The sequence below is a fragment of the Streptomyces sp. CA-179760 genome, from assembly GCF_050937045.1.
Taxonomy (GTDB): Bacteria; Actinomycetota; Actinomycetes; order Streptomycetales; family Streptomycetaceae; genus Streptomyces.
Genome location: NZ_JBNJLZ010000001.1, coordinates 4083807 through 4104290, shown reverse-complemented (window position 1 = coordinate 4104290; position 20484 = coordinate 4083807). Strand labels below are relative to the sequence as shown.

Below are 20484 nucleotides of genomic sequence, written 5' to 3'. Positions count from 1 at the left end.
ACCGCAGCACCCCCGTCCCTTCCCCCGCCCACCCCACCCACCGGGCGATACGCGAGCTAAGGAGCCCGCGATGAGCGACATGATCACCGCGGACCTGGTCGATCTCGACCTGTCCGCCGACACCAAGGAAGCGGCGGCGCGTGCCCTCGCCGAGCGCATGGTGGCCCTGGGCCGGGTGACCGACCTGGACGGCTTCCTCGCCGACGTGGCCGCCCGCGAGGCCCAGATGCCCACCGGCCTCGACGGCGGCATCGGCATCCCGCACTGCCGCAGCGAGCACGTCACCGAGCCGACGCTCGCCTTCGGGCGCAGCTCCGACGGCATCGACTTCGGCGCGACGGACGGCCCCGCCGACCTGATCTTCCTGATCGCCGCGCCGGCCGGCGCCGACGACGCCCATCTGACGATCCTGTCGTCGCTGGCCCGGCAGCTGATGAACACGGAGTTCACCGACGCGCTGCGCTCGGTGGGCGACGCGGCGGCCGCGGCTGCGCTGATCCGCGGCGACGAGCCCGCCGAACCCGCTGCGGCAGCAGCCGAAGACACCGTGGCGTCGGCGGGAGCGGCCTCTCCCGCCGCCGCCACGGTCACCGCCGACGCCGACGCCGTCGCCACGGTCACCGCCGACGCCGCCGCCACCGTCGATGCGCCGGACCGCCCGTTCCGCATCGTCGCCGTCACCTCCTGTCCCACCGGCATCGCCCACACCTACATGGCGGCGGAGTCGCTGGAGAACGCCGGCCATGAGGCGGGCGTCGAGGTCACCGTCGAGACACAGGGCTCGGCCGGTTTCACCCGCCTCGACCCGGAGGTCATCGCGGCGGCGGACGGCGTGATCTTCGCCCACGACGTCTCCGTACGGGAGAAGGACCGGTTCGCCGGCAAGCCGACCGTCGACGTCGGTGTGAAGGCGGGCATCAACCGCCCCGCCGAACTCATCGCCGAGGTCCGGGAGAAGGCCGCGCGCGGCGAGGTCTCTTCCGGTTCCCCGGGCACCACCCCCGTCGAGCGCACCGGCGACTCCGGCGAGGGCTACGGCACCAAGCTGCGCAAGTGGCTGATGTCCGGCGTCAGTTACATGGTCCCGTTCGTCGCGGCGGGCGGTCTGCTCATCGCCCTCGGGTTCGCGATCGGCGGCTACAAGGTCAACAAGGCCCCGTCGGTGATGGACCACTTCCTGTGGACGCAGGCCGACAGCTGGGCGGCCCTGCTCTTCCAGATCGGCGGCGTCGCCTTCGGCTTCCTCGTCCCGGTCCTGGCCGGCTACATCGCCTACGGCATGGCCGACCGGCCCGGACTCGTGCCCGGCTTCGTCGGCGGCTCGATCGCCCTGACCATCAACGCCGGGTTCCTCGGGGGCCTCGCGGCCGGTCTGATCGCCGGTGGCGTGGTCATCGCGATCCAGAAGGTGAACATCCCGGCGGCTCTGCGCGGCATCATGCCGGTGGTGGTGATCCCGCTGATCTCCTCGGCGATCGTCGGGTTCCTGATGTTCGTCGTCATCGGCAAGCCCATCGCCGAGGCGCAGAAGGGCATGACCGACTGGCTGAACAGCCTGTCCGGCGCCAACGCCATCCTGCTCGGCACCCTCCTCGGCCTGATGATGTGCTTCGACCTCGGCGGCCCGGTCAACAAGGTCGCCTACACCTTCGCCACGGCCGGTATCGCGGTCTCCGACCCCAGCGACTCCGCGATGAAGATCATGGCGGCGGTCATGGCGGCCGGTATGGTGCCCCCGCTGGCGATGGCCCTGGCCACGACCGTGCGCGGCAAGCTCTTCAACCAGACCGAGCGCGAGAACGGCAAGGCCGCCTGGGTGCTCGGCGCCTCCTTCATCTCCGAGGGCGCGATCCCGTTCGCAGCGGCGGACCCGCTGCGCGTCATCCCGGCCTCCATGGCGGGCGGCGCGATCACCGGCGCCCTGTCGATGGCCTTCGGCGCCACCCTGCGCGCTCCGCACGGCGGCATCTTCGTGGTCCCGCTGATCGGCAACCCGTTGCTCTACCTGGTCGCCATCGCCGCGGGCGTCTGCGTCACGACGGCCCTGGTGATCGTCCTGAAGGGCATGCGCAAGCAGGCCCCGGGGGCCACCGCGGCACCCGGCGAGGGAACCGCGGCCCCGGCGGCGGAGACCAAGCAGCCGGTGGCGGCGTGACACCCGTCGCGGTCCGTCCCTTTCGGGTCGTGTGAGCCGTTCACGCCACCTGCGAGATAGATCACGAAAATCACGGCCCGGGACCGAAGTCCCGGGCCGTGGTGTCTACTGGAGCGCATGCCTGAGCACCTCTCCGGGTGGCCCGACGGCCACTCCCTCCCCGCTCTCCCGCAACAGCGGCAGACAGGCCCCCGGTCGGAGTCCGTGGAGCTCACCACGGAGGAGAGAGACGCCTTCACCGAGCTGGCGCGCCAGTTGGGCGGAGGCCGGGGCGTCTAGGCGACCGAGGCGTTCAGGACAGCTGCGCCGCCCGCCGCTCCATCGCCTCACGCGCCGCGTCCTCGCTGACGTACACCTCGCACATGTGCCGCCCGTCCGGCGTCGCCGTGTGCTCGACCTCCCACAGGGAGAGCTCCTCGCCGTCACCCAGCAGGAACGCGTGCTCGTAGAGCGAGAAGCACAGCCCCGCCCGGCCGGCGCGGCAGGGACGGCCGAAGGCCTGAGTGATCCGGTGGCCGGACGCCGTGGCCAGCAGAGCCGCTGTGTCCGCGCCCGGCCGGTCCGTGTTCTCCGCCCGGCGCAGTAAACGGCGGGCGTGGTCAGCCGAGTCGTCGCCGGCGTAGGCGTGACGGGGTGCGGGAACCGGTGACAGCTGCACCGTCACCGGCAGCTCGAAGTCGGGCGTGTCCGGCGGCAGCGGCAGACGCGCGGTCGCGGCCCGCAGCTCCTCCTCGTCCACATAGACCTCGTGCTGCGGTTCGCTGCCCGGAGCGGTGTTGTGGGCGAGCTCCCAGAGGGTGAGCGCCGACCCGTCGGCGAGCAGCCAGGTGTGCCGGTACGTCTCCCGGTGCAGGCCCGCGCTGTGGTGCGCGGAGTGCAGCGAACCGTCGTGTGCCAGGGCGCAGTCCAGCCGCCTTATCGTCTCGTCCGGTAGCTCGAAGGAGTTCAGGGCGCGGCCGAGGAGTCGCGCGAGGTGCTCCTCCGGAGACTCGGGCGAGTCGTGGGGTTCGTACGCTGCCGTCTCGTACGGAACGCTCAAGGTTTCTCCCGGCGTTGCTGCATGTCACCTTGTGGGTGCATACCGTAGCCCCTCGGTCGGACATCATGTCCGGGAACCGAGAAAACGTACGTCCGGGAAAACGCGCGGGCCGCGCGAAAAGTTCCCGCGCGGCCCGGTCGGTCCGTCAAAAACCCCAGTTGGGGCGGATGTTCAGCCGATCAGGACGCGCTGCCCGCGACCCACTGGCTCCAGTCCATGTTCCAGCCGTTGAGCCCGTTGTCCGGCGACACCGTCTTGTCGGGGGAGTTCTTCACGATCACCACGTCGCCGATGAGGGAGTTGTCGTAGAACCACTTGGAGGGCGTGCTGCCTCCGGCGCCCTGGACGTCCGCGAGGCCGACGCAGCCGTGGCTGGTGCCCTGGCGTCCGAAGGGCGGATTGCCCTTGTTGTACCAGTAGTTGCCGTGGATGAACGTGCCGGACGTCGTCAGGCGCATCGCGTGCGGCACGTCCGGGATGTCGTACTCCCCGCCGAGACCGACCGTGCGGCTGTTCATCCGGGTCTGCGTGAACTTCTCCGAGATCACCATCTGCCCGTTGTACGTGGTGTGCTCCGGGCTGCCCGCCGAGATCGGGATCGTCTTGATGGTCTTGCCGTCCCGGACCACCGTCATGGTCTGCGTGTTGACGTCGACCGTGGAGACCTGCGAGCGCCCGACGGTGAAGGTGACCGTCTTCTTCTGCACGCCGTAGACGCCGTTCGCGCCCTCCACCCCGTCCAGGTCGATCTTCATCGTGACCTTGGAGCCGGCCTTCCAGTACTCCTCGGGCCGGAAGTCGAGCCGCTGCCCGTTGAACCAGTGCCCGACCACCTTCTGCCCGCTGCTGGAGGTGACCGTGATGCGCGACTGCACGGCCTTCCGCTCGGTGATGGCCTTGTCGAAGGTGAACGACACCGGCATGCCCGCGCCGACCGTGGTGCCGTCGTCCGGCGTGTACGTCCCGATGAAGCTGTTCGACGACGACACCGTCGTGAAGATCGAGTTGGCCGCGGCCGTCCGTCCGTCCGTGTCCTTCGCGGTCGCCGATATCTGGTACTTCGTGCCGCGCTCCAACTGCTCCTTCGGCTTCCACGCCTTGCCGTCGGAGGAGATCGAGCCCGACACGGCCTGGCCGTCACCCGCCACCGTCATCTTCACGTCGGTCAGCTTCCCGTCGCTGACCTTCACGCCGGTCGAGTTGATGGACGCGCCCGTCGAACCGTCCTTCGCCGAGATGGCGATCTTCGCGACGGATGTGTTGCCCGTGCCCTCGCCGCCCTTGGCGTCGTCCTTGGCGTTGGCGCTGCCACCACAGGCGGTGAGCGTCAGGGCGCCGACCATCAGGGCGGCACAGGCCCCCAGTGTGCGCCGCGCAGCAATGTCCGGCCTTGTCACGGGCTGCTCCCAGTTCGTGTGATGTGAGTGATCCGCTCCAGTACGTGAAGGAAGAGGGACCCGGGGGCCGTTCGGGTTGCGTCCGGCCGCCAGGAACGACATCACCGTTACATGGCCGCGACAATGTCCGGCATCTCTGTGGGGCCGCTGTGGGAGCCCGCCTCCTCAGCGGCCCGCTCAGCGGCCCGCGTACAACTCCCCGTACGACGGCCACGCCCCGCCAGGACCGTCGACCGGCCCGGCGGCGCGCACCGCCCGCACGATCGCCCGGGTCACCACATCGGCTCCCGCCGCGAGGACCTCGTTGAGGGCGAGAGGGTCCGCGGCGTCCAGGGCGCGGTCTCCCGTCGCCAGAGCGAACACCGTGTCGCCGTCGTTGAGGAGGTGCACCGGCCGCACCGCGCGGGCGATGCCGTCGTGAGCCGTGCCGGCCAGCTTCTGTGCCTGCGCCTTCGACAGATCCGCGTCCGTGGCGACCACCGCGAGCGTGGTGTTGAGCGGCGGAGGAGAACTCCTCTCGGCCGTCTCGGCGAGGAGCCGCTGTGCCGCCGCGTGCACCTCCGCCTCCGGGTACACCACCCGCCCCTGGAACAACTCCCCGTACAGCACCCCCGTTTCCGGATCCACCGTCGAACCCGCCGCGTTGGCCACCACCAGCGCGGCCACCGTGACACCCGAGCCGAGCACCGTGCTCGCGCTGCCGATGCCGCCCTTCACCACCCCGGTCACCGCACCGGTGCCGGCGCCCACGCAGCCCTGGGCCACCCGCGCGCCCAGCTCGCTCGCCGCCGCCGCCTCGACCGCGGCCCGGCCGGTGGCCGCGTCCGGCCGGGCCCGGAAGTCGCCGCCCCGCCCCAGATCGAAGACACAGGCGGCGGGCACCACCGGCACGACATGCGCCGGGTCCGCCCCGACCCGGATCCCGCGCCCCCGTTCCTCCAGCCAGGCCATCACCCCCGAGGCCGCGTCCAGCCCGTAGGCGCTGCCGCCGGTCAGCACGATCGCCTCGACCTTCCGCACCACGTTGCGCGGGTCGAGCGCGTCCGTCTCCTTGGTCCCGGGGCCACCGCCCCGCACATCCACGGCGGCCACGGCCCCGCCCTCCGGAGCGAGCACGACCGTGGTGCCCGTGAGCCAGCCGTCGCCGGCGCGAGTCGCGTGCCCCACGCGCAGACCGGAGACATCCGTCAGAGCTTCAACTGTCATGGCGCCCAGTGTTGTCCAGTCGTCGGCCGTCGCGGGCGTACCGGGCGCTGCCGGGCCGGTCGGCGCGGTCAGCCGGTCAGGCTCGACGAGGCATGGGTCCTCGCCGGGCGCGCTGCCAGCGCCTCTCCCGCCACCACCGACAGCGCGCAGACCACGCCCGCCGCGAGCACCGCCCAGTCACCCAGGAACGTGCAGCAGATCACCAGCAGTGCCGTCGCCGGCAGCACCAGCTGCTGGGTGATGCCCGCCTTGAAGTGACGCGAGTGCAGGGCCCACACGGTCAGCAGATACAGGGCCGTCGGCAGGGTCACGGCGGCCGACGCCGCCAGCGTGGAGATGTGCGCCTTGCCGACCGTCTGCTCCACCGCCACCTCCAGTCCGGCCCCGACCGCGGCCGCCGAGGCGAAGACCACGTAGTGGCCGTAGCCCCACACGAACGCCTGCCGGTTGGACCGCAGATGGCCGTGGATGGGCACCACGAAGTAGAGCCACCACGCGGCGAAGATGATCAGCAGCCCGCCCGACGCGATGGGGAGGAGCTCGCCCAGCGCGTCGTTCTCGTCGATGCCGGACTTCACGGCGATCGTGGCCGCGGCGATCGTCTCGCCGAGCACGATGATGGTGAACAGTCCGTAGCGCTCCGCGATATGGCGGGGGTGCCAGGCCGTGGGGTGGCCCCGCTCCGCGAAGAGCGGCACGCACATCTCCAGCAGCGCCATCACCAGGAACCACCAGGGCCGGGCGTCCTCGGGCAGGAGCAGCAGACCCAGCCAGCCGACCTGGCACAGCAGCACCCCGCCGGCGTAGCGCAGGGCCGTCGTCCGCTCCGGGCCCTCGGCGGCGCGGGCCGCCCGCAGCCACTGCGTCACCAGGGCCAGTCGCATGATCACGTAGCCCAGCCAGACCACGAAGTAGTCGTGCTCCTCGAACGCCTTCGAGACCCCCGCCGCGAGGACCAGCACACCCGCGATCTGCACCAGCGTGACGACCCGGTACAGCACGTCGTCGTTGTCGTACGCCGAGGCGAACCATGAGAAGTTCATCCACGCCCACCAGACGGCGAAGAACACCATCGCGTAGTCGAGGATCCCCTCGCCCGCATGGCCCTCGGCCACGGAGTGCACCAGCTGGATGCCCGCCTGGGCGACGGCCACGACGAAGCACAGGTCGAAGAAGAGCTCCAGCGGCGAGGCCGTCCGGTGCGCCTCGTCGCGTCCGCGGGCCCTGAGCTTGCGCAGCGGTCCCCAGTCGCCGGGCCGGCCGGAGGGGACGGGCGGGGGAATGGGGCTGGGCGTCATGATTCCCAGCACAACAGAAGGCGCGAGGTTTTTCTCCGCGACCGTACCCTGGACGCATGAGTAGCGCCCCCGATCCCGAGCCGCGCGCGCCGAAGCCCGCGTTGGTCTTCGACGACCCGCTCGACCAGCAGTCCTCCGACGACACCGACCGCGGCTGGGGCGAGCGCACGGACTCCGGAGGCGGCGCGGCCGACCTCAAGCGCTTCCTCGACGAGAAGCCGCCCCACCACATCTGAGCCGGGCGGCCCCACCACATCTGAGCCGGGCAGTCCCACCTCCTCTGCGACGCCCGTGGGGCTACCGCTCCTGTTGGTCGTGCCCCGCACCACGCTGTGCGACCAGCGCGTCCCGGATCTCCTTCAGGACCTCCAGCTCCGTCACCTCGATGACCTCCTGCGTGCCCTCCTTCGCCTTGCGGCGGGCCTCCTGGCGGGCCAGGTACTTCGCCATGGGCAGGACCATCAGGAAGTAGACGACCGCAGCCGTGATCACGAAGCTCAGGGCGGCGCCGAGGACGGAGCCCCACGCGATCTGGATTCCCTCCTCGCCCTCGCACGTCGAGCTCAGGCAGGAGCTGTAGTGGTCGAGGTTCTTGGTCCCGATGGCTCCGACGACCGGGTTGATGATCCCCTTGACCACGGCGTTGACGATGTTCGTGAACGCGGCGCCGATCACCACCGCCACAGCCAGATCGACGACGTTCCCGCGCATCAGGAAGGCCTTGAAGCCCTCCCAGAGGCTCGGTTCCTTCTTCTCGCTCACCTCGGGGCCTTTCCTCGCACGAGCAGCTCATGGAACAAAACGCTCCGCAACCTACGTCACGATTGGGCCGAACCGAGTACCTGGGTCCCTCGAACGAGGGCCTTGACGCGATCGTGCACAGCATCAACACAGAGTCACCGCCAACCGTGCCGTGGCGCTCGCTCCGGCGAGCCGCGCGGCGGTGGCACGCGGAACCGAGAGCACGACCAGTGCCCCGCCGTCGGTCGCGCCCTCCAGGGGCTCCGGCACCTTCGTCACCCTGGCCCCGCGCGCGACCACACGGGCGTCGCCGCCCGACACCGTCTCCTCGGCGGCGATGACGTCGACCCGGTCGCCGGGCCGAAGCAGCCGTACCGTCGCCGCGTCGGCGATCCGGATCGGGGCCGTCACCGGCCCCGCCGCGCCCGCTCCCGCCGCGCCCGCCTCCGCCGCTCCCGCTCCCGAGGGACCGCGCGTCCGCGCGGACCGCTCCCCGTACAGCGACTGCGTGTGCGCGGGAGACTGAGCCCGGGGCTGACCACGGGCTCCGTCACCGTCACGCGGTCCCGCCGCCACCAGCGCGGTCGCGGTGACCGCGAGCCCGACGGCCAGGGCCCGCCGCCGGTGCCGCCCGAGCCGGCCCGACCGGTACCGGCCCCCGCGTACCCGCACGGGATCGAAGCGCGGCACCTCGCGCGTCGAGGGCACCTCGGGGCCGGGCGGGAGCGCGGCGACGGGGGAGCCACCGGAAGGGGGAGACATGAGCGGAACGAGGGACACGGGAACCACCACCTGCGACGAGGACCGGCTTGCGCTCCCCACGATGAGGCTTCCCGCCGCCGCCCGCTGAGGCCTGTGGACCTGCCCCGGCCTGTGGACAACTCCCTCACCCGAACGGCAAGTTCCGCCGCCCACCACGGCTCGTCGCCGACCGCCTACGGCAGCGCGAACCCCGGATCCATCCCACCCAGCGCCCCACCACAAGGACAGTCCCGCTCGTCCACCCCCGGCAGCCCCGCCACCGCGTCGAACAGCACCCCCCGCAACCGCCCCACGTTCGCCGCGAACACCCGCAGCACCTCGTCGTGCGAGACGCCCTCCCCGCTCTCGGCACCCGCGTCGAGGTCGGTGACCAGCGTCAGGGACGTGTAGCAGAGCTCCAGCTCACGGGCGAGGGCCGCCTCGGGATGCCCGGTCATCCCCACCACCGACCAGCCCTGCGCCTGGTGCCACAACGATTCGGCACGGGTCGAGAAGCGCGGCCCCTCGACCACGACCAGCGTGCCGCCGTCCACCGGCTCCCAGTCCCGGCCGCGCGCCGCCTTCAGCGCGACGGCCCGCCCGGCGGAGCAGTACGGGTCGGCCAGCGACACGTGCACCACGTTCGGCACCGACCCGTCGGGCAGCGGCTCTCCGTCGAAGTACGTGTTCGCGCGGGACTTCGTGCGGTCGACCAGCTGGTCCGGCACCAGCAGCGTGCCCGGCCCGTACTCGGGGCGCAGGCCGCCCACGGCGCACGGGGCGAGCACCTGGCGAACGCCGACCGAGCGCAGGGCCCACAGATTGGCCCGGTAGTTGATCCGGTGCGGCGGCAGGTGGTGGCCCCGCCCGTGCCTCGGCAGGAAGGCGACCCGCCTGCCGGCGACCTCACCGATGAAGAGGGAGTCGCTGGGCGGCCCGTACGGGGTGTCGACCCGCACCTCGCTCACGTCGTCGAGGAAGGAGTAGAACCCGGAGCCGCCGATGACGCCGATCCCGGCACCCTGCCCGTCCACCGGGCCCGCCACGTCCGCCGAGCCCGCCACGTCCACCGGGCCCGCCACGTCCGCCGAGCCCGCCACGTTCGCCTTGTTCACCATGTCCGCACCCTAACCGCACGCAGAAACGCCGAGGACCCCGTCGCCCGAAGGGCGACAGGGTCCTGGAGAAATCAGGCCTTACGCGGCGGTGGTGCTGCTGGTGGAGCTGCCCGTGCCCGACGAAGAGCTCGAAGACGAGCTGGAGGAAGAACCGGAGGAAGAGCCCGAACCGGCACCCGAGCCGGAGCCCGAACCGGAGTCGGAGGACGACGAGGAGCTCGACGACTTCGCCGGGGAGCTGCTCGACGAGGAGCCGCGGCTGTCGTTCCGGTAGAAGCCGGAGCCCTTGAAGACGATGCCGACCGCCGAGAAAACCTTCTTCAGGCGGCCCTGGCAGTTCGGGCACTCGGTGAGGGCGTCGTCGGTGAACTTCTGCACCGCCTCGAGGCCCTCGCCGCACTCGGTGCACTGGTACTGGTAGGTCGGCACTGTCTTCCTCCTGGCACTCTCACTCGATGAGTGCTAACGACGGTCCATAGTGACGTATTCCAGCCGCTCAGTCCACTGCCACCGGCACGCGGTGACCCACGCCACGTGCGACCGTCCGCCCCTTGGCGCGCCCCGACAGCCGGGAACGCAGGGCCAGGAGGGTCGCCAGGGCGAGCGCGGTGCCGCCCATGGGCACCAGGAAACCGGCACCGCCCCAGAGGCGGTCCTCCAGTTGCCCGGCGACGGTGACGGCCGCCGCCTGGCCGAGTGCCACCGCGCCGGTCAGCCAGGTGAAGGCCTCGGTGCGGGCACCGGCCGGGACCAGGCCGTCGACCAGGGTGTAGCCGGTGATCAGGGCCGGCGCGATACACATGCCGACCAGCAGGCCGAGACCGGCCAGGACCGGGACCGAGTGAGCGGCCCACAGGCCCGACGCGGTGAGGGCGAGCGCCGTGTAACCGACGACCAGGCGCCGCTGCGGGGACGTCTTCCAGACGATCGCGCCGCAGACGAGGCCGGAGATCATGTTGCCCGCGGCGAAGACGCCGTAGAGGACGCCGTTCAGGCCCGGTTCGCCGATCGACTCGGTGAACGCGGCCAGCGAGACCTGCATGCCGCCGAAGACGGCGCCGATGCCCAGGAAGGTCACGATCAGCACGCGCACCCCGGGGACACGCAGTGCGGAAGCGTGCTCCACGCGCGCGTGCCCAGCGCCCTCGACGGAGGGCTGGGTGCTCTTCTGCGCGGCGAACAGCAGACCGCCGGCCAGCGTCAGCGAGGCCTCCGTGACCAGTCCGGCGGCCGGGTCGACCGCCGTGCACAGGGCGGTGGCCAGCAGTGGTCCGACGACGAAGGTCAGTTCGTCCGTGACGGACTCGAAGGCCGCCGCGGTGGTCATCAGGGGCGAGTCCTTGAGCTTCACGCCCCAGCGGGCCCGCACCATGGGCCCGACCTGCGGCACCGATGCGCCGGTCGGGACGGCGGCCACGAACACCGCCCACAGCGGGGCGTCCAGCAGCGCGAGGGCCGTCAGCGTCAGCCCGGAGACCGCGTGCAGCAGCACCCCGGGGATCAACACGGCACGCTGCCCGTAGCGGTCGGCGAGGCGGCCGCTGTAGGGCGCGAACAGGGCCATGGAGACACCGGTGACGGCCGCGGCGGCGCCCGCCGCTCCGTAGGAGCCGGTGGTGTGCTGCACCAGCAGCACGATGGAGATCGTCAGCATCGCGAACGGCTGGCGTGCCGCGAAACCGGGGAGCAGGAACGTCCAGGCGCCGCGGGTGCGCAGCAGCCGGCCGTATCCAGGGCGGGGGGAAGCCGTCGAGTTCTCCGACTGCTTCGAGGTGACCGTGGACGCCACGGCCCGTGCCTTTCTGCCGCCTGGTAGCACGGCCCGGTCAGGCGGGCGGAGCCGAGAGCTGTCCTCTTGCGCGGAACTGCGGTAGATGCCGGGGCCCGGTGAGGAGGGACGTCCCGACCGCCATACGGTCGCGCCAGCTCTGCGTCAGACAGAGTTGGTTCGATCTTGGGTCAGACGTTCATCGTACATGTATCCGCGCCCACGGATGCGCGTACAGGTATCGGCGCCCACGGATGCGCGTACAGATATCCGCGCCCCGGAAACGCCAGATATCCGCGCCCCGAATACACGTACAGGTATCCGCCTCAACGGCTCGCCCCGTCCGTCCCCAGCCACCCGGCCAGCTTGCCGCCGTGGCCCACCGCCCGCAGCCGCTTCTCCGTCGCGTCCCGCACCGGGTCCGTGGCCACGACGAGCAGCTCGTCCCCGCGTTGCAGCACCGTCGTGGGAAGCGGGGCGAACGATTCGTCCGCCCGCACGACGAGCGTCACCGCGGCGCCGGGCGGCAGCCGCAGCTCGTTGACCTCCACCCCGTGCATCTTCGACCCCTCGGGGATCGCCACCGACAGCAGATGCCCGCGCAGCCGCTCCAGCGGGGCCGACTCGATGCCGAGGTCGGCGGCCTCCGAACCGTCGCGCAGGTGCAGCTTGCGGCCCAGCCACGGCAGTGTCGGGCCCTGGACCAGGGTGTAGACGACGACCAGGATGAAGACGATGTTGAAGATCCGGCGGCTGGCGTCTACGCCCTCCACCATGGGGATGGTCGCCAGGATGATGGGCACGGCCCCGCGCAGTCCCGCCCAGGACATCAGGGCCTGCTCACGCCAGGGCACCCGGAACGGCGTCAGGCAGAACACCACGCTCAGTGGACGCGCCACCATGGTCAGCACCAGCCCGATGGCGAGGGCGGGCACGATGTCGTCGCCCAGCTCGTGCGGTGTGACCAGCAGGCCGAGCAGCACGAACATGCCGATCTGGGCCATCCAGCCGAGCCCGTCGGCGAAGCCGCGCGTGGCAGGCCAGTGCGGCAGCCGCGCGTTGCCCATCACCATCGAGGCCAGGTAGACCGCGAGGAACCCGCTGCCGTGGGCCAGCGCGCCCGCCGCGTAGGCCACCGTGGCGATCGCCATGACGGCGATCGGGTAGAGGCCGGAGGCGGGCAGCGCCACATGCCGCAGCCCCCAGGAGCCCAGCCAGCCCACCGCGAGGCCGATGGCCGCGCCGATGGCCAGCTCCAGCAGGATCACGCCCAGCAGTACGTACCAGTGCTCGACCGGGCCCGCCGCGGACAGCGAGACCACGAGGATGACCACCGGGGCGTCGTTGAAGCCGGACTCCGCCTCCAGGGTGCCCGTCACGCGCGCGGGGAGGGGCAGTCTGCGCAGCACGGAGAAGACGGCCGCCGCATCGGTCGAGGAGACGACCGCCCCGATGATGAGCGCCTGCCGCCATTCGAGGCCGATCAGGTAGTGCGCGGCCGACGCCGTGACCCCGACGCTCACCGCGACACCGGCCAGCGCCAGTGTCGTGGCGGCCGGCAGGGCCGGCTTGATCTCCTTCCACTTCGTGCCCAGACCGCCCTCGGCCAGGATCACGACCAGGGCCGCGTATCCGATGACCTGGGTCAGTTCGGCGTTGTCGAAGTGGATGTCGCCCACGCCGTCCTGACCCATGGCGACGCCTATGCCCAGGTAGACGAGCAGGCTGGGGAGCCCGCTGCGCGAGGAGATCCTTACCGCTGCGACGGCGACGAGCAGGACGAGCGAGCAGACGAGCAGGAGCTGGTTGAGGTGGTGAACAGTCAGCGGCCGAATCCTTCCCTGGCCCGCACGCACACGCGCGTGGGCTCACGTACATCGCACATGAAGCTGTGGCGCACCGCGCCAACTACTTCGTTACCTTACCTAACTCTTGACGATTTCTTGACGCTTCCGAGGGCAAGATCGAACATTCATACGTGCCGGTTCCCGACTCCGCGTCAAGGGGTGCAAGGCCCTGCGCCTATCGTTGCTCCAGCGCTCAGTTAAAAGCACAGCCGAACCTGCCGCTCGCGTTAGGACAGCAAGGACAGCGATGCCCCCCAACACCACCGCCTCCACGGGTCAGCAGCCCGGCAAGTCCGGCAGGAGAAAGGGGCGCAAAGCCCGACTGGTCCTGCTCGTCCTGGTGCTGGCCCTCATCGGGGGCGTGGCCTTCGGGGGTACTGGTCCGTCAGCACCGTCCGGGCCTCCTTCCCGCAGACCAAGGGCACCCTCACACTCAAGGGCCTCTCGGGGCCGGTCGAGGTCAAACGGGACAACTACGGCATCCCGCAGATCTATGCCTCCTCCGACGCGGACCTGTTCATGGCGCAGGGCTACGTCCAGGCGCAGGACCGGTTCTACGAGATGGACGTACGCCGCCACATGGCCTCCGGGCGGCTGTCGGAGATGTTCGGCAAGAGCCAGGTCGACAACGACGAGTTCCTGCGCACGCTCGGCTGGGACCGGGTCGCGAAGAAGGAGTACGACACCAAGCTGTCGGCCTCCACGAAGAAGTACCTCCAGGCGTACTCCAAGGGGGTCAACTCCTACCTCCAGGGCAAGGACGGCAAGGACATCTCCCTGGAGTACGCGGCGCTCGGCTTCACCAACGACTACAAGCCGCAGAACTGGTCCCCGGTCGACTCGGTCTCCTGGCTGAAGGCGATGGCCTGGGACCTGCGCGGCAACATGCAGGACGAGGTCGACCGCGCCCTGCTGACCAGCCGCCTCGGCCCGAAGCAGATCACCGACCTGTACCCGGAGTATCCGTCCGGCCGCAACAAGGCGATCGTCCAGGAGGGTCAGTACAACGAGCTGACGAGCACCTTCGAGCAGGGCGGCACGAGCGGCACGTCCGGCGGCTCCTCCGGCGCGGGCGGCTCCACAGGCACGGGCGGCTCCACCGGAACCGGTGCTTCCGTCGGCACCGGGGGCAGTGCCTCGGGCAGCTCCGCCGGCTCGGGCACGCAGGGCCTCCAGAGCCAGCTCGGCGGCCTCACCAAGGTCCTCGACGACCTCCCGCCGGCCGTCGGTGTGAACGGCGACGGCATCGGCTCCAACTCCTGGGTCGTCTCCGGGAAGCACACCATCACCGGCAAGCCGCTGCTGGCCAACGACCCGCACCTGGGTCCCTCACTGCCGTCTGTCTGGTACCAGATGGGCCTGCACTGCCGCAGCGTCTCCAGCGCGTGCCAGTACGACGTCTCCGGCTACACCTTCGCGGGCATGCCCGGCGTGATAATCGGTCACAACCAGGACATCGCCTGGGGCATGACCAACTCCGGCGTCGACGTCACGGACCTCTACCTGGAGAAGATCACCGGCAACGGCTACCAGTACGACGGCAAGATCAAGCCGTTCGAGACGCGCGAGGAGACCATCAAGGTCGCCGGCGGCGAGTCCAAGAAGATCGTCGTCCGTGAGACCAACAACGGGCCCCTGCTGTCCGACCGCGACGAAGAGCTGGTGAAGGTCGGCAAGAAGGCCGGAGTCGACACCGCCGCACCCGACAGAGGCGACGGCTACGGCGTCGCGCTGCGCTGGACCGCGCTGCAGCCGGGCACCACCATGGACGCCGTCTTCGCCATGGACAAGGCGAAGGACTGGAACGGCTTCCGCAAGGCCGCCGCGCAGTTCGAGGTGCCCTCGCAGAACCTGATCTACGCGGACACCCAGGACAACATCGGCTACACCCTCCCGGGGAAGATCCCCACGCGTTCGGAGGGCGACGACGGCTCGATCCCCGCGCCGGGCTGGGACCCCAAGTACCGCTGGACGGGCTACATCGACCAGGACGCGCTGCCGTACGAGTACAACCCGGAGCGCGGCTACATCGTCACCGCCAACCAGGCCGTGATCGACCCGGACAAGTACCCCTACACGCTCACCGAGGACTGGGGCTACGGCACGCGCAGCCAGCGGATAAGCGACCTGATCCAGTCGAAGATCAAGGACGGCGGCAAGGTCTCCACGGACGACATGCGCCAGATGCAGCTGGACAACAGCAGCGAGATCGCCCGGCTGCTGGTGCCCACGCTGCTGAAGATCGACCCCGAGAACAAGGACGTCCGCGAGGCGCAGAAGCTCCTCGAGGGCTGGGACTACACCCAGGACGCCGACTCGGCCGCAGCGGCCTACTTCAACGCGGTCTGGCGCAACATCCTCAAGCTCGCCTTCGGCAACAAGCTGCCCAAGGAGCTGCGGCCCAAGGGCCAGTGCCTGTGGGTCAAGCCGGTCAACACCACGGGGCCCGCCGACGAGGCCGAGGAGGTCCGCGAGTGCGGCCAGCGCGACCCCGACCAGGCGCAGCCGGACGGCGGCGACCGCTGGTTCGAGGTGGTCCGCAAGCTGATGGAGCAGCCCAAGAGCGACTGGTGGAAGACGCCCGAGGCGGGCACCCGTCCCGAGGCCGTCAACCGCGACCAGCTGTTCAGGCGGGCCATGATCGACGCCCGCTGGGAGCTGACCGCCAAGCTCGGCAAGGACATCGACAGCTGGAGCTGGGGCAGGCTGCACCGCCTGTTCCTGGACAACCAGACCCTCGGCACCGAGGGTCCCGAGTTCCTCCAGTACGCCCTCAACCGCGGCCCGTGGGAGCTCGGCGGCGGCGAGGCGACGGTCAACGCGACCGGCTGGAACGCCGCCGGCGGCTACAGCGTCGTCTGGGTGCCGTCGATGCGGATGGTCGTGAACCTCGGCGATCTCGACAAGTCGAAGTGGATCAACCTCTCCGGCGCGTCCGGGCACGCCTACAGCGCCCACTACGTCGACCAGACGGACAAGTGGGCCGAGGGCGAACTGCTGCCATGGTCGTACTCGGACAAGGCCGTCGAGGGCGGCACGACCGACAAGCTGGTGCTCAAGCCGTGAGCCGCTGACGCCCGCACCACGAGAACGGCCCTCCACGCACGCGTGGAGGGCCGTTCTCGTTACCGGGTTTCAGTCGGCCGGCCGGCTGAACCGCCGCACCCCCGAGGGCGTCACCACCGCGTGCACCGGCCGGTCGTGCGGCTCCTCCGGGACGTGCTCGACCACCTCGGAGTCGTACAGCAGCACCACCAGGGAAGGCCGGGCACCCGCCCCCTCCAGCCGCGCCAGGACACGGTCGTACGAGCCGCCGCCACGCCCGAGCCGCATCCCGCGCGTGTCGACCGCGAGCCCCGGCAGCAGCACGGCGTCGGCGGCGGTCACGGCGTCCGGCCCGAGGCGCTCGCCGGAGGGCTCGAAGAGCTCCATCCGGCCGCCGCCGTGCCGGACACGCGCGAGCGAGCCCGCGCCTTCGTAGACACCCCAGTCCAGGTCGTTGTCGGCCAGCAGGGCCGGAAGAAGGACGCGTACGCCCTGGGCGCGCAGCGTGTCGAGGAGCGCGAGCGTCCCCGGTTCACTCCCCACGGAGACGTACGCGGCGACCGTGCCGGCCCGCGCCAACTCCGGCAGCTCCAGCGCCCGCCCGGCCAGTGCGGCCGCGGTTTCCCGCAGGTCATCCGCCGTCAACCTGTTCCTCACCGAGAGGAACTCTCGCCGCAAACTCCGCTTGTCAGGCTCGCCCGGACGCCCGATGTGACTCAATGGTTGCTCCCGTATCGTGCTAATACGCTCATATGAGCGCCCATGAACCGGAGCCGCAGATTCCGCCCAAAGGCACCGGATATGGTGGCGGACATGACTCAGGCACACCCTCGGATCAGCAAGGCTGTCATTCCCGCAGCAGGCCTCGGCACCCGGTTCCTGCCGGCCACCAAAGCCACTCCCAAGGAGATGCTGCCGGTCGTCGACAAGCCGGCGATCCAGTACGTGGTCGAGGAGGCGGTCGGCGCGGGTCTCGACGACGTCCTCATGGTGACGGGCCGCAACAAGCGCCCCCTCGAGGACCACTTCGACCGCAACTACGAACTGGAGTCGGCGCTCCAGAAGAAGGGCGACGCCGGCCGCCTCGCCAAGGTCCAGGAGTCCAGCGACCTCGCGACCATGCACTACGTCCGCCAGGGCGACCCCAAGGGCCTCGGCCACGCCGTGCTGTGCGCCGCCCCGCACGTGGGCGAGGAGCCCTTCGCCGTCCTTCTCGGTGACGACCTCATCGACCCCCGCGACCCCCTGCTCCAGCGCATGGTCGAGGTCCAGGAGCAGCACGGCGGCAGCGTCATCGCGCTCATGGAGGTCGCCCCCGAGCAGATCCACCTCTACGGCTGCGCGGCCGTGGACACCACCGAGGACAGCGACGTCGTCAAGGTCAGCGGCCTCGTCGAGAAGCCCGACCCGTCCGACGCCCCGTCGAACTACGCGGTCATCGGCCGCTACGTCCTCGACCCGCACATCTTCGACATACTGCGCCGGACCGAGCCGGGCCGCGGCGGCGAGATCCAGCTCACGGACGCCCTCCAGCAGCTCGCGGCCGACGAGAAGATCGGCGGCCCGGTGCACGGCGTCGTCTTCAAGGGCCGCCGCTATGACACCGGCGACCGCGGTGACTACCTGCGTGCCATTGTCCGACTCGCATGCGAACGTGAAGACCTGGGCCCGGACTTCCGGACCTGGCTTCGCAGTTACGTAGCCGAGGAGATGTAACACGTTGAGCAGCGCCGCGCCCCGCACCCCGGTCCAGGACCACTCGGGCCCCGACCACCTGTGGTCGGTGGACGAGCACCTGGAGGACATCCTCACCACCGTGCGCCCCCTGGAACCCATCGAGCTGCAGCTGCTCGACGCCCAGGGCTGCGTCCTGGTCGAGGACGTCACGGTGCCGGTGTCCCTGCCGCCGTTCGACAACAGCTCCATGGACGGCTACGCGGTACGGGTCGCGGACGTGGCGGGCGCGAGCGAGGAGTTCCCGGCGGCCCTGGAGGTCGTCGGGGACGTGGCGGCGGGCCAGGCCGACCTGCTCCACGTGGGCCCCGGCCAGGCGGCCCGCATCATGACCGGCGCCCCGCTGCCGCCCGGCGCCGAGACCGTCGTGCCCGTCGAGTGGACCGACGGAGGGCTCGGCGAGGGCCCGGTGCAGGGCATGCGCGCCCGCAGCCTCGGCACCGAGGGTGCCTCCGGGCATGTACAGGTGTACCGCCCGGCCGAGGCACGCGCGCATGTGCGCGCGCAGGGCAGCGACGTGAAGGCCGGCGACCGCGCCCTGCGGGCCGGCACCGTCCTCGGCCCGCCCCAGATCTCCCTGCTCGCCGCGATCGGCCGCGGCACCGTCCGGGTACGCCCGCGCCCGCGCGTGGTGGTGCTCTCCACCGGCAGCGAACTCGTCCAGCCCGACACGGAACTGGGCACCGGTCAGATCTACGACTCCAACAGCTTCGCCCTCACCGCCGCCGCCCGCGACGCCGGCGCCATCGCCTACCGCGTGGGCGCCGTCGCCGATGACGCCGAGACCCTGCGCTCCACCATCGAGGACCAACTCGTCCGCGCCGACCTGGTGGTGACCACGGGCGGTGTCAGCGTCGGTGCGTACGACGTCGTCAAGGAAGCCCTGTCCCACGTGGGCGACGAGGACGAGGCGGGCAGCGGCATCGAGTTCCGCAAGCTCGCCATGCAGCCCGGCAAGCCCCAGGGCTTCGGCTCCATCGGCCCCGACCACACCCCGCTGCTGGCCCTGCCCGGCAACCCGGTGTCGTCGTACGTCTCCTTCGAGCTGTTCGTCCGCCCCGCGATCCGCACCCTCATGGGCCTGCGGGACGTCCACCGGCCGACGACCCGGGCCACCCTGGCCGCCGACAAGGCGCTGACCTCGCCGAAGGGCCGCCGCCAGTTCCTGCGGGCCACCTGCGCCGACGGCCGGGCGACCCCGGTCGGCGGCGCCGGATCCCATCTGGTCGCGGCCCTCGCCCACGCGGACGCGCTGATCGTCGTCCCCGAGGACACCGAATCCGTCGAGCCCGACGCCGAGGTCGAGGTGGTCCTGCTCGGCCGATAGCCGCTGGTTGGGGGTACCGTGTCGCGCACAGCAGGCCCGGACCGGGAGCGCCACACAGCATGAGCACGCAGGATCCCCCTACGCGAAACACTCCTCCGCAGGACCGACTGACGCACATCGACGACGCCGGCGCCGCCCGCATGGTCGACGTGTCGGAGAAGGACGTGACCGCGCGCACCGCCCGCGCCAGCGGACGCGTCCTCGTCTCGCCCCGCGTGATCGAACTGCTGCGCGGCGAGGGCGTCCCCAAGGGCGACGCCCTCGCGACCGCGCGGATCGCCGGGATCATGGGCGCCAAACGCACCCCCGACCTGATCCCGCTCTGTCACCCCTTGGCGGTGTCCGGTGTGAAACTGGACCTGTCGGTCGCGGACGACGCCGTGGAGATCCTGGCCACCGTGAAGACCACGGACCGTACAGGGGTCGAGATGGAGGCCCTCACCGCGGTCTCCGTCGCCGCGCTCACTGTGATCGACATGGTCAAGGCGGTCGACAAGGGAGCGGTCATCACGGACGTACGGGTGGAGGAGAAGACGGGCGGCAAGTCGGGCGACTGGAGCCGGGCATGACGTATCGCGCTCTCGTCGTCACCGCCTCCAACCGGGCCGCCGCCGGGATCTACGAGGACAAGGGCGGCCCGCTGATCTCGGCAGGCCTGAAGGGCTTCGGCTTCGAGGTCGACGGCCCTCAGGTCGTCCCCGACGGCGACCCCGTCGAGGCGGCCCTGCGCGCCGGTGTCGAGACCGGCTACGACGTCATCGTCACCACCGGCGGCACGGGCATCTCGCCCACCGACCGGACCCCCGAGGCGACCCGCCGGGTGATCGACCACGAGGTGCCGGGCATCGCCGAGGCCATCCGGGCATACGGCCGGGAGAAGGTGCCGACCGCGGCGCTGTCCCGGGGCCTGGCCGGAGTGGCCGGCCGGACGCTGATCGTCAATCTGCCCGGCTCCAGCGGCGGCGTGAAGGACGGACTGGCCGTCCTGGAACCGCTGCTGGTGCACGCCGTCGAGCAGCTCCGCGGCGGCGACCATCCCAGACCCGGCATGGGGGGTGCGAGCTGAAC

Annotated in this window: 18 protein-coding genes and 1 pseudogene; 8 read left to right on the top strand and 11 right to left on the bottom strand. The window is 70.9% G+C overall.

The features are described from left to right. The first annotated feature begins 70 nt into the window (after window positions 1-70). The gene (locus tag ACQEV8_RS18215; RefSeq protein ID WP_432961419.1) at window positions 71-2155 is read left to right on the top strand and encodes a PTS fructose transporter subunit IIABC; all 2085 of its coding nucleotides are present in this window, start codon (window positions 71-73) and stop codon (window positions 2153-2155) included. A 117-nt stretch (window positions 2156-2272) separates the two neighbouring features. Further along, entirely contained in the window at window positions 2273-2434 is a 162-nt protein-coding gene (locus tag ACQEV8_RS18210) for a hypothetical protein (protein WP_432961417.1), read from the top strand. A gap of 13 nt (window positions 2435-2447) precedes the next feature. On the opposite strand, the gene ACQEV8_RS18205 is transcribed toward ACQEV8_RS18210, so the two are convergent. The 4 genes from ACQEV8_RS18205 to ACQEV8_RS18190 form a co-directional block, all read right to left on the bottom strand. Then, entirely contained in the window at window positions 2448-3194 is a 747-nt protein-coding gene (locus ACQEV8_RS18205; protein ID WP_432961415.1) for a DUF6227 family protein, read from the bottom strand. A 179-nt stretch (window positions 3195-3373) separates the two neighbouring features. Next, the gene (locus ACQEV8_RS18200) at window positions 3374-4591 is read right to left on the bottom strand and encodes a L,D-transpeptidase (RefSeq protein ID WP_432961413.1); all 1218 of its coding nucleotides are present in this window, start codon (window positions 4589-4591) and stop codon (window positions 3374-3376) included. A 177-nt stretch (window positions 4592-4768) separates the two neighbouring features. Next, window positions 4769-5797, bottom strand: coding sequence for a P1 family peptidase (locus ACQEV8_RS18195; RefSeq protein ID WP_432961411.1), 1029 nt, complete (start codon window positions 5795-5797; stop codon window positions 4769-4771). 68 nt (window positions 5798-5865) lie between these two features. Then, on the bottom strand, window positions 5866-7095 hold the full coding sequence (locus ACQEV8_RS18190; protein ID WP_432961409.1) for a low temperature requirement protein A: 1230 nt from the start codon (window positions 7093-7095) through the stop codon (window positions 5866-5868). 56 nt (window positions 7096-7151) lie between these two features. Here ACQEV8_RS18190 and ACQEV8_RS18185 point away from each other — a divergent pair, with 56 nt between their 5' ends. Continuing rightward, complete coding sequence (locus tag ACQEV8_RS18185; RefSeq protein WP_184598063.1) at window positions 7152-7331, top strand: hypothetical protein; 180 nt, start codon at window positions 7152-7154, stop codon at window positions 7329-7331. 61 nt (window positions 7332-7392) lie between these two features. Here the strand turns inward: ACQEV8_RS18185 and mscL are convergent, their stop codons facing one another. The 6 genes from mscL to ACQEV8_RS18155 all read right to left on the bottom strand — a co-directional run bounded on the left by mscL (window position 7393) and on the right by ACQEV8_RS18155 (window position 13319). Next, entirely contained in the window at window positions 7393-7857 is a 465-nt protein-coding gene (gene mscL, locus ACQEV8_RS18180) for a large conductance mechanosensitive channel protein MscL (RefSeq protein ID WP_432961407.1), read from the bottom strand. 123 nt (window positions 7858-7980) lie between these two features. After that, window positions 7981-8598, bottom strand: a complete 618-nt coding sequence (locus tag ACQEV8_RS18175; protein WP_432961405.1) for a hypothetical protein — start codon at window positions 8596-8598, stop codon at window positions 7981-7983. Window positions 8599-8771: 173 nt separating this feature from the next. Beyond that, window positions 8772-9611 carry an S-methyl-5'-thioadenosine phosphorylase gene (locus ACQEV8_RS18170; protein ID WP_432972776.1) on the bottom strand — a complete coding sequence of 280 codons (840 nt, stop codon included), beginning with the start codon at window positions 9609-9611 and terminating at the stop codon, window positions 8772-8774. A 162-nt stretch (window positions 9612-9773) separates the two neighbouring features. Beyond that, on the bottom strand, window positions 9774-10124 hold the full coding sequence (locus ACQEV8_RS18165; RefSeq protein WP_432961403.1) for an FmdB family zinc ribbon protein: 351 nt from the start codon (window positions 10122-10124) through the stop codon (window positions 9774-9776). Window positions 10125-10191: 67 nt separating this feature from the next. Further along, window positions 10192-11484, bottom strand: a complete 1293-nt coding sequence (locus ACQEV8_RS18160) for an MFS transporter (RefSeq protein ID WP_432961401.1) — start codon at window positions 11482-11484, stop codon at window positions 10192-10194. A 305-nt stretch (window positions 11485-11789) separates the two neighbouring features. After that, window positions 11790-13319: a potassium/proton antiporter gene (locus tag ACQEV8_RS18155; protein ID WP_432961399.1), complete on the bottom strand. Its 1530-nt coding sequence runs from the start codon at window positions 13317-13319 to the stop codon at window positions 11790-11792. Window positions 13320-13557: 238 nt separating this feature from the next. On the opposite strand from ACQEV8_RS18155, the pseudogene ACQEV8_RS18150 reads away from it, so the two are divergent. Continuing rightward, window positions 13558-16376, top strand: a pseudogene (locus ACQEV8_RS18150) (penicillin acylase family protein). Between the two features lie 69 nt (window positions 16377-16445). On the opposite strand, the gene ACQEV8_RS18145 reads toward ACQEV8_RS18150, so the two are convergent. Further along, window positions 16446-17075, bottom strand: a complete 630-nt coding sequence (locus ACQEV8_RS18145) for a 5-formyltetrahydrofolate cyclo-ligase (protein ID WP_432961397.1) — start codon at window positions 17073-17075, stop codon at window positions 16446-16448. A 93-nt stretch (window positions 17076-17168) separates the two neighbouring features. Here ACQEV8_RS18145 and galU point away from each other — a divergent pair, with 93 nt between their 5' ends. From galU to ACQEV8_RS18125, 4 genes are read left to right on the top strand one after another with little or no spacing between them, the layout of a single operon-like run. After that, a complete protein-coding gene (galU, locus tag ACQEV8_RS18140; protein ID WP_432961395.1) occupies window positions 17169-18071 on the top strand; it encodes a UTP--glucose-1-phosphate uridylyltransferase GalU in 903 nt (300 codons plus the stop codon). Window positions 18072-18075: 4 nt separating this feature from the next. Continuing rightward, window positions 18076-19416, top strand: a complete 1341-nt coding sequence (gene glp / locus ACQEV8_RS18135) for a molybdotransferase-like divisome protein Glp (protein WP_432961393.1) — start codon at window positions 18076-18078, stop codon at window positions 19414-19416. Between the two features lie 59 nt (window positions 19417-19475). After that, entirely contained in the window at window positions 19476-19985 is a 510-nt protein-coding gene (moaC, locus tag ACQEV8_RS18130; RefSeq protein ID WP_432961391.1) for a cyclic pyranopterin monophosphate synthase MoaC, read from the top strand. Then, a complete protein-coding gene (locus tag ACQEV8_RS18125; RefSeq protein ID WP_432961389.1) occupies window positions 19982-20482 on the top strand; it encodes a MogA/MoaB family molybdenum cofactor biosynthesis protein in 501 nt (166 codons plus the stop codon). The genes moaC and ACQEV8_RS18125 overlap by 4 nt, the downstream gene beginning before the upstream one ends. Window positions 20483-20484: the final 2 nt, after the last annotated feature.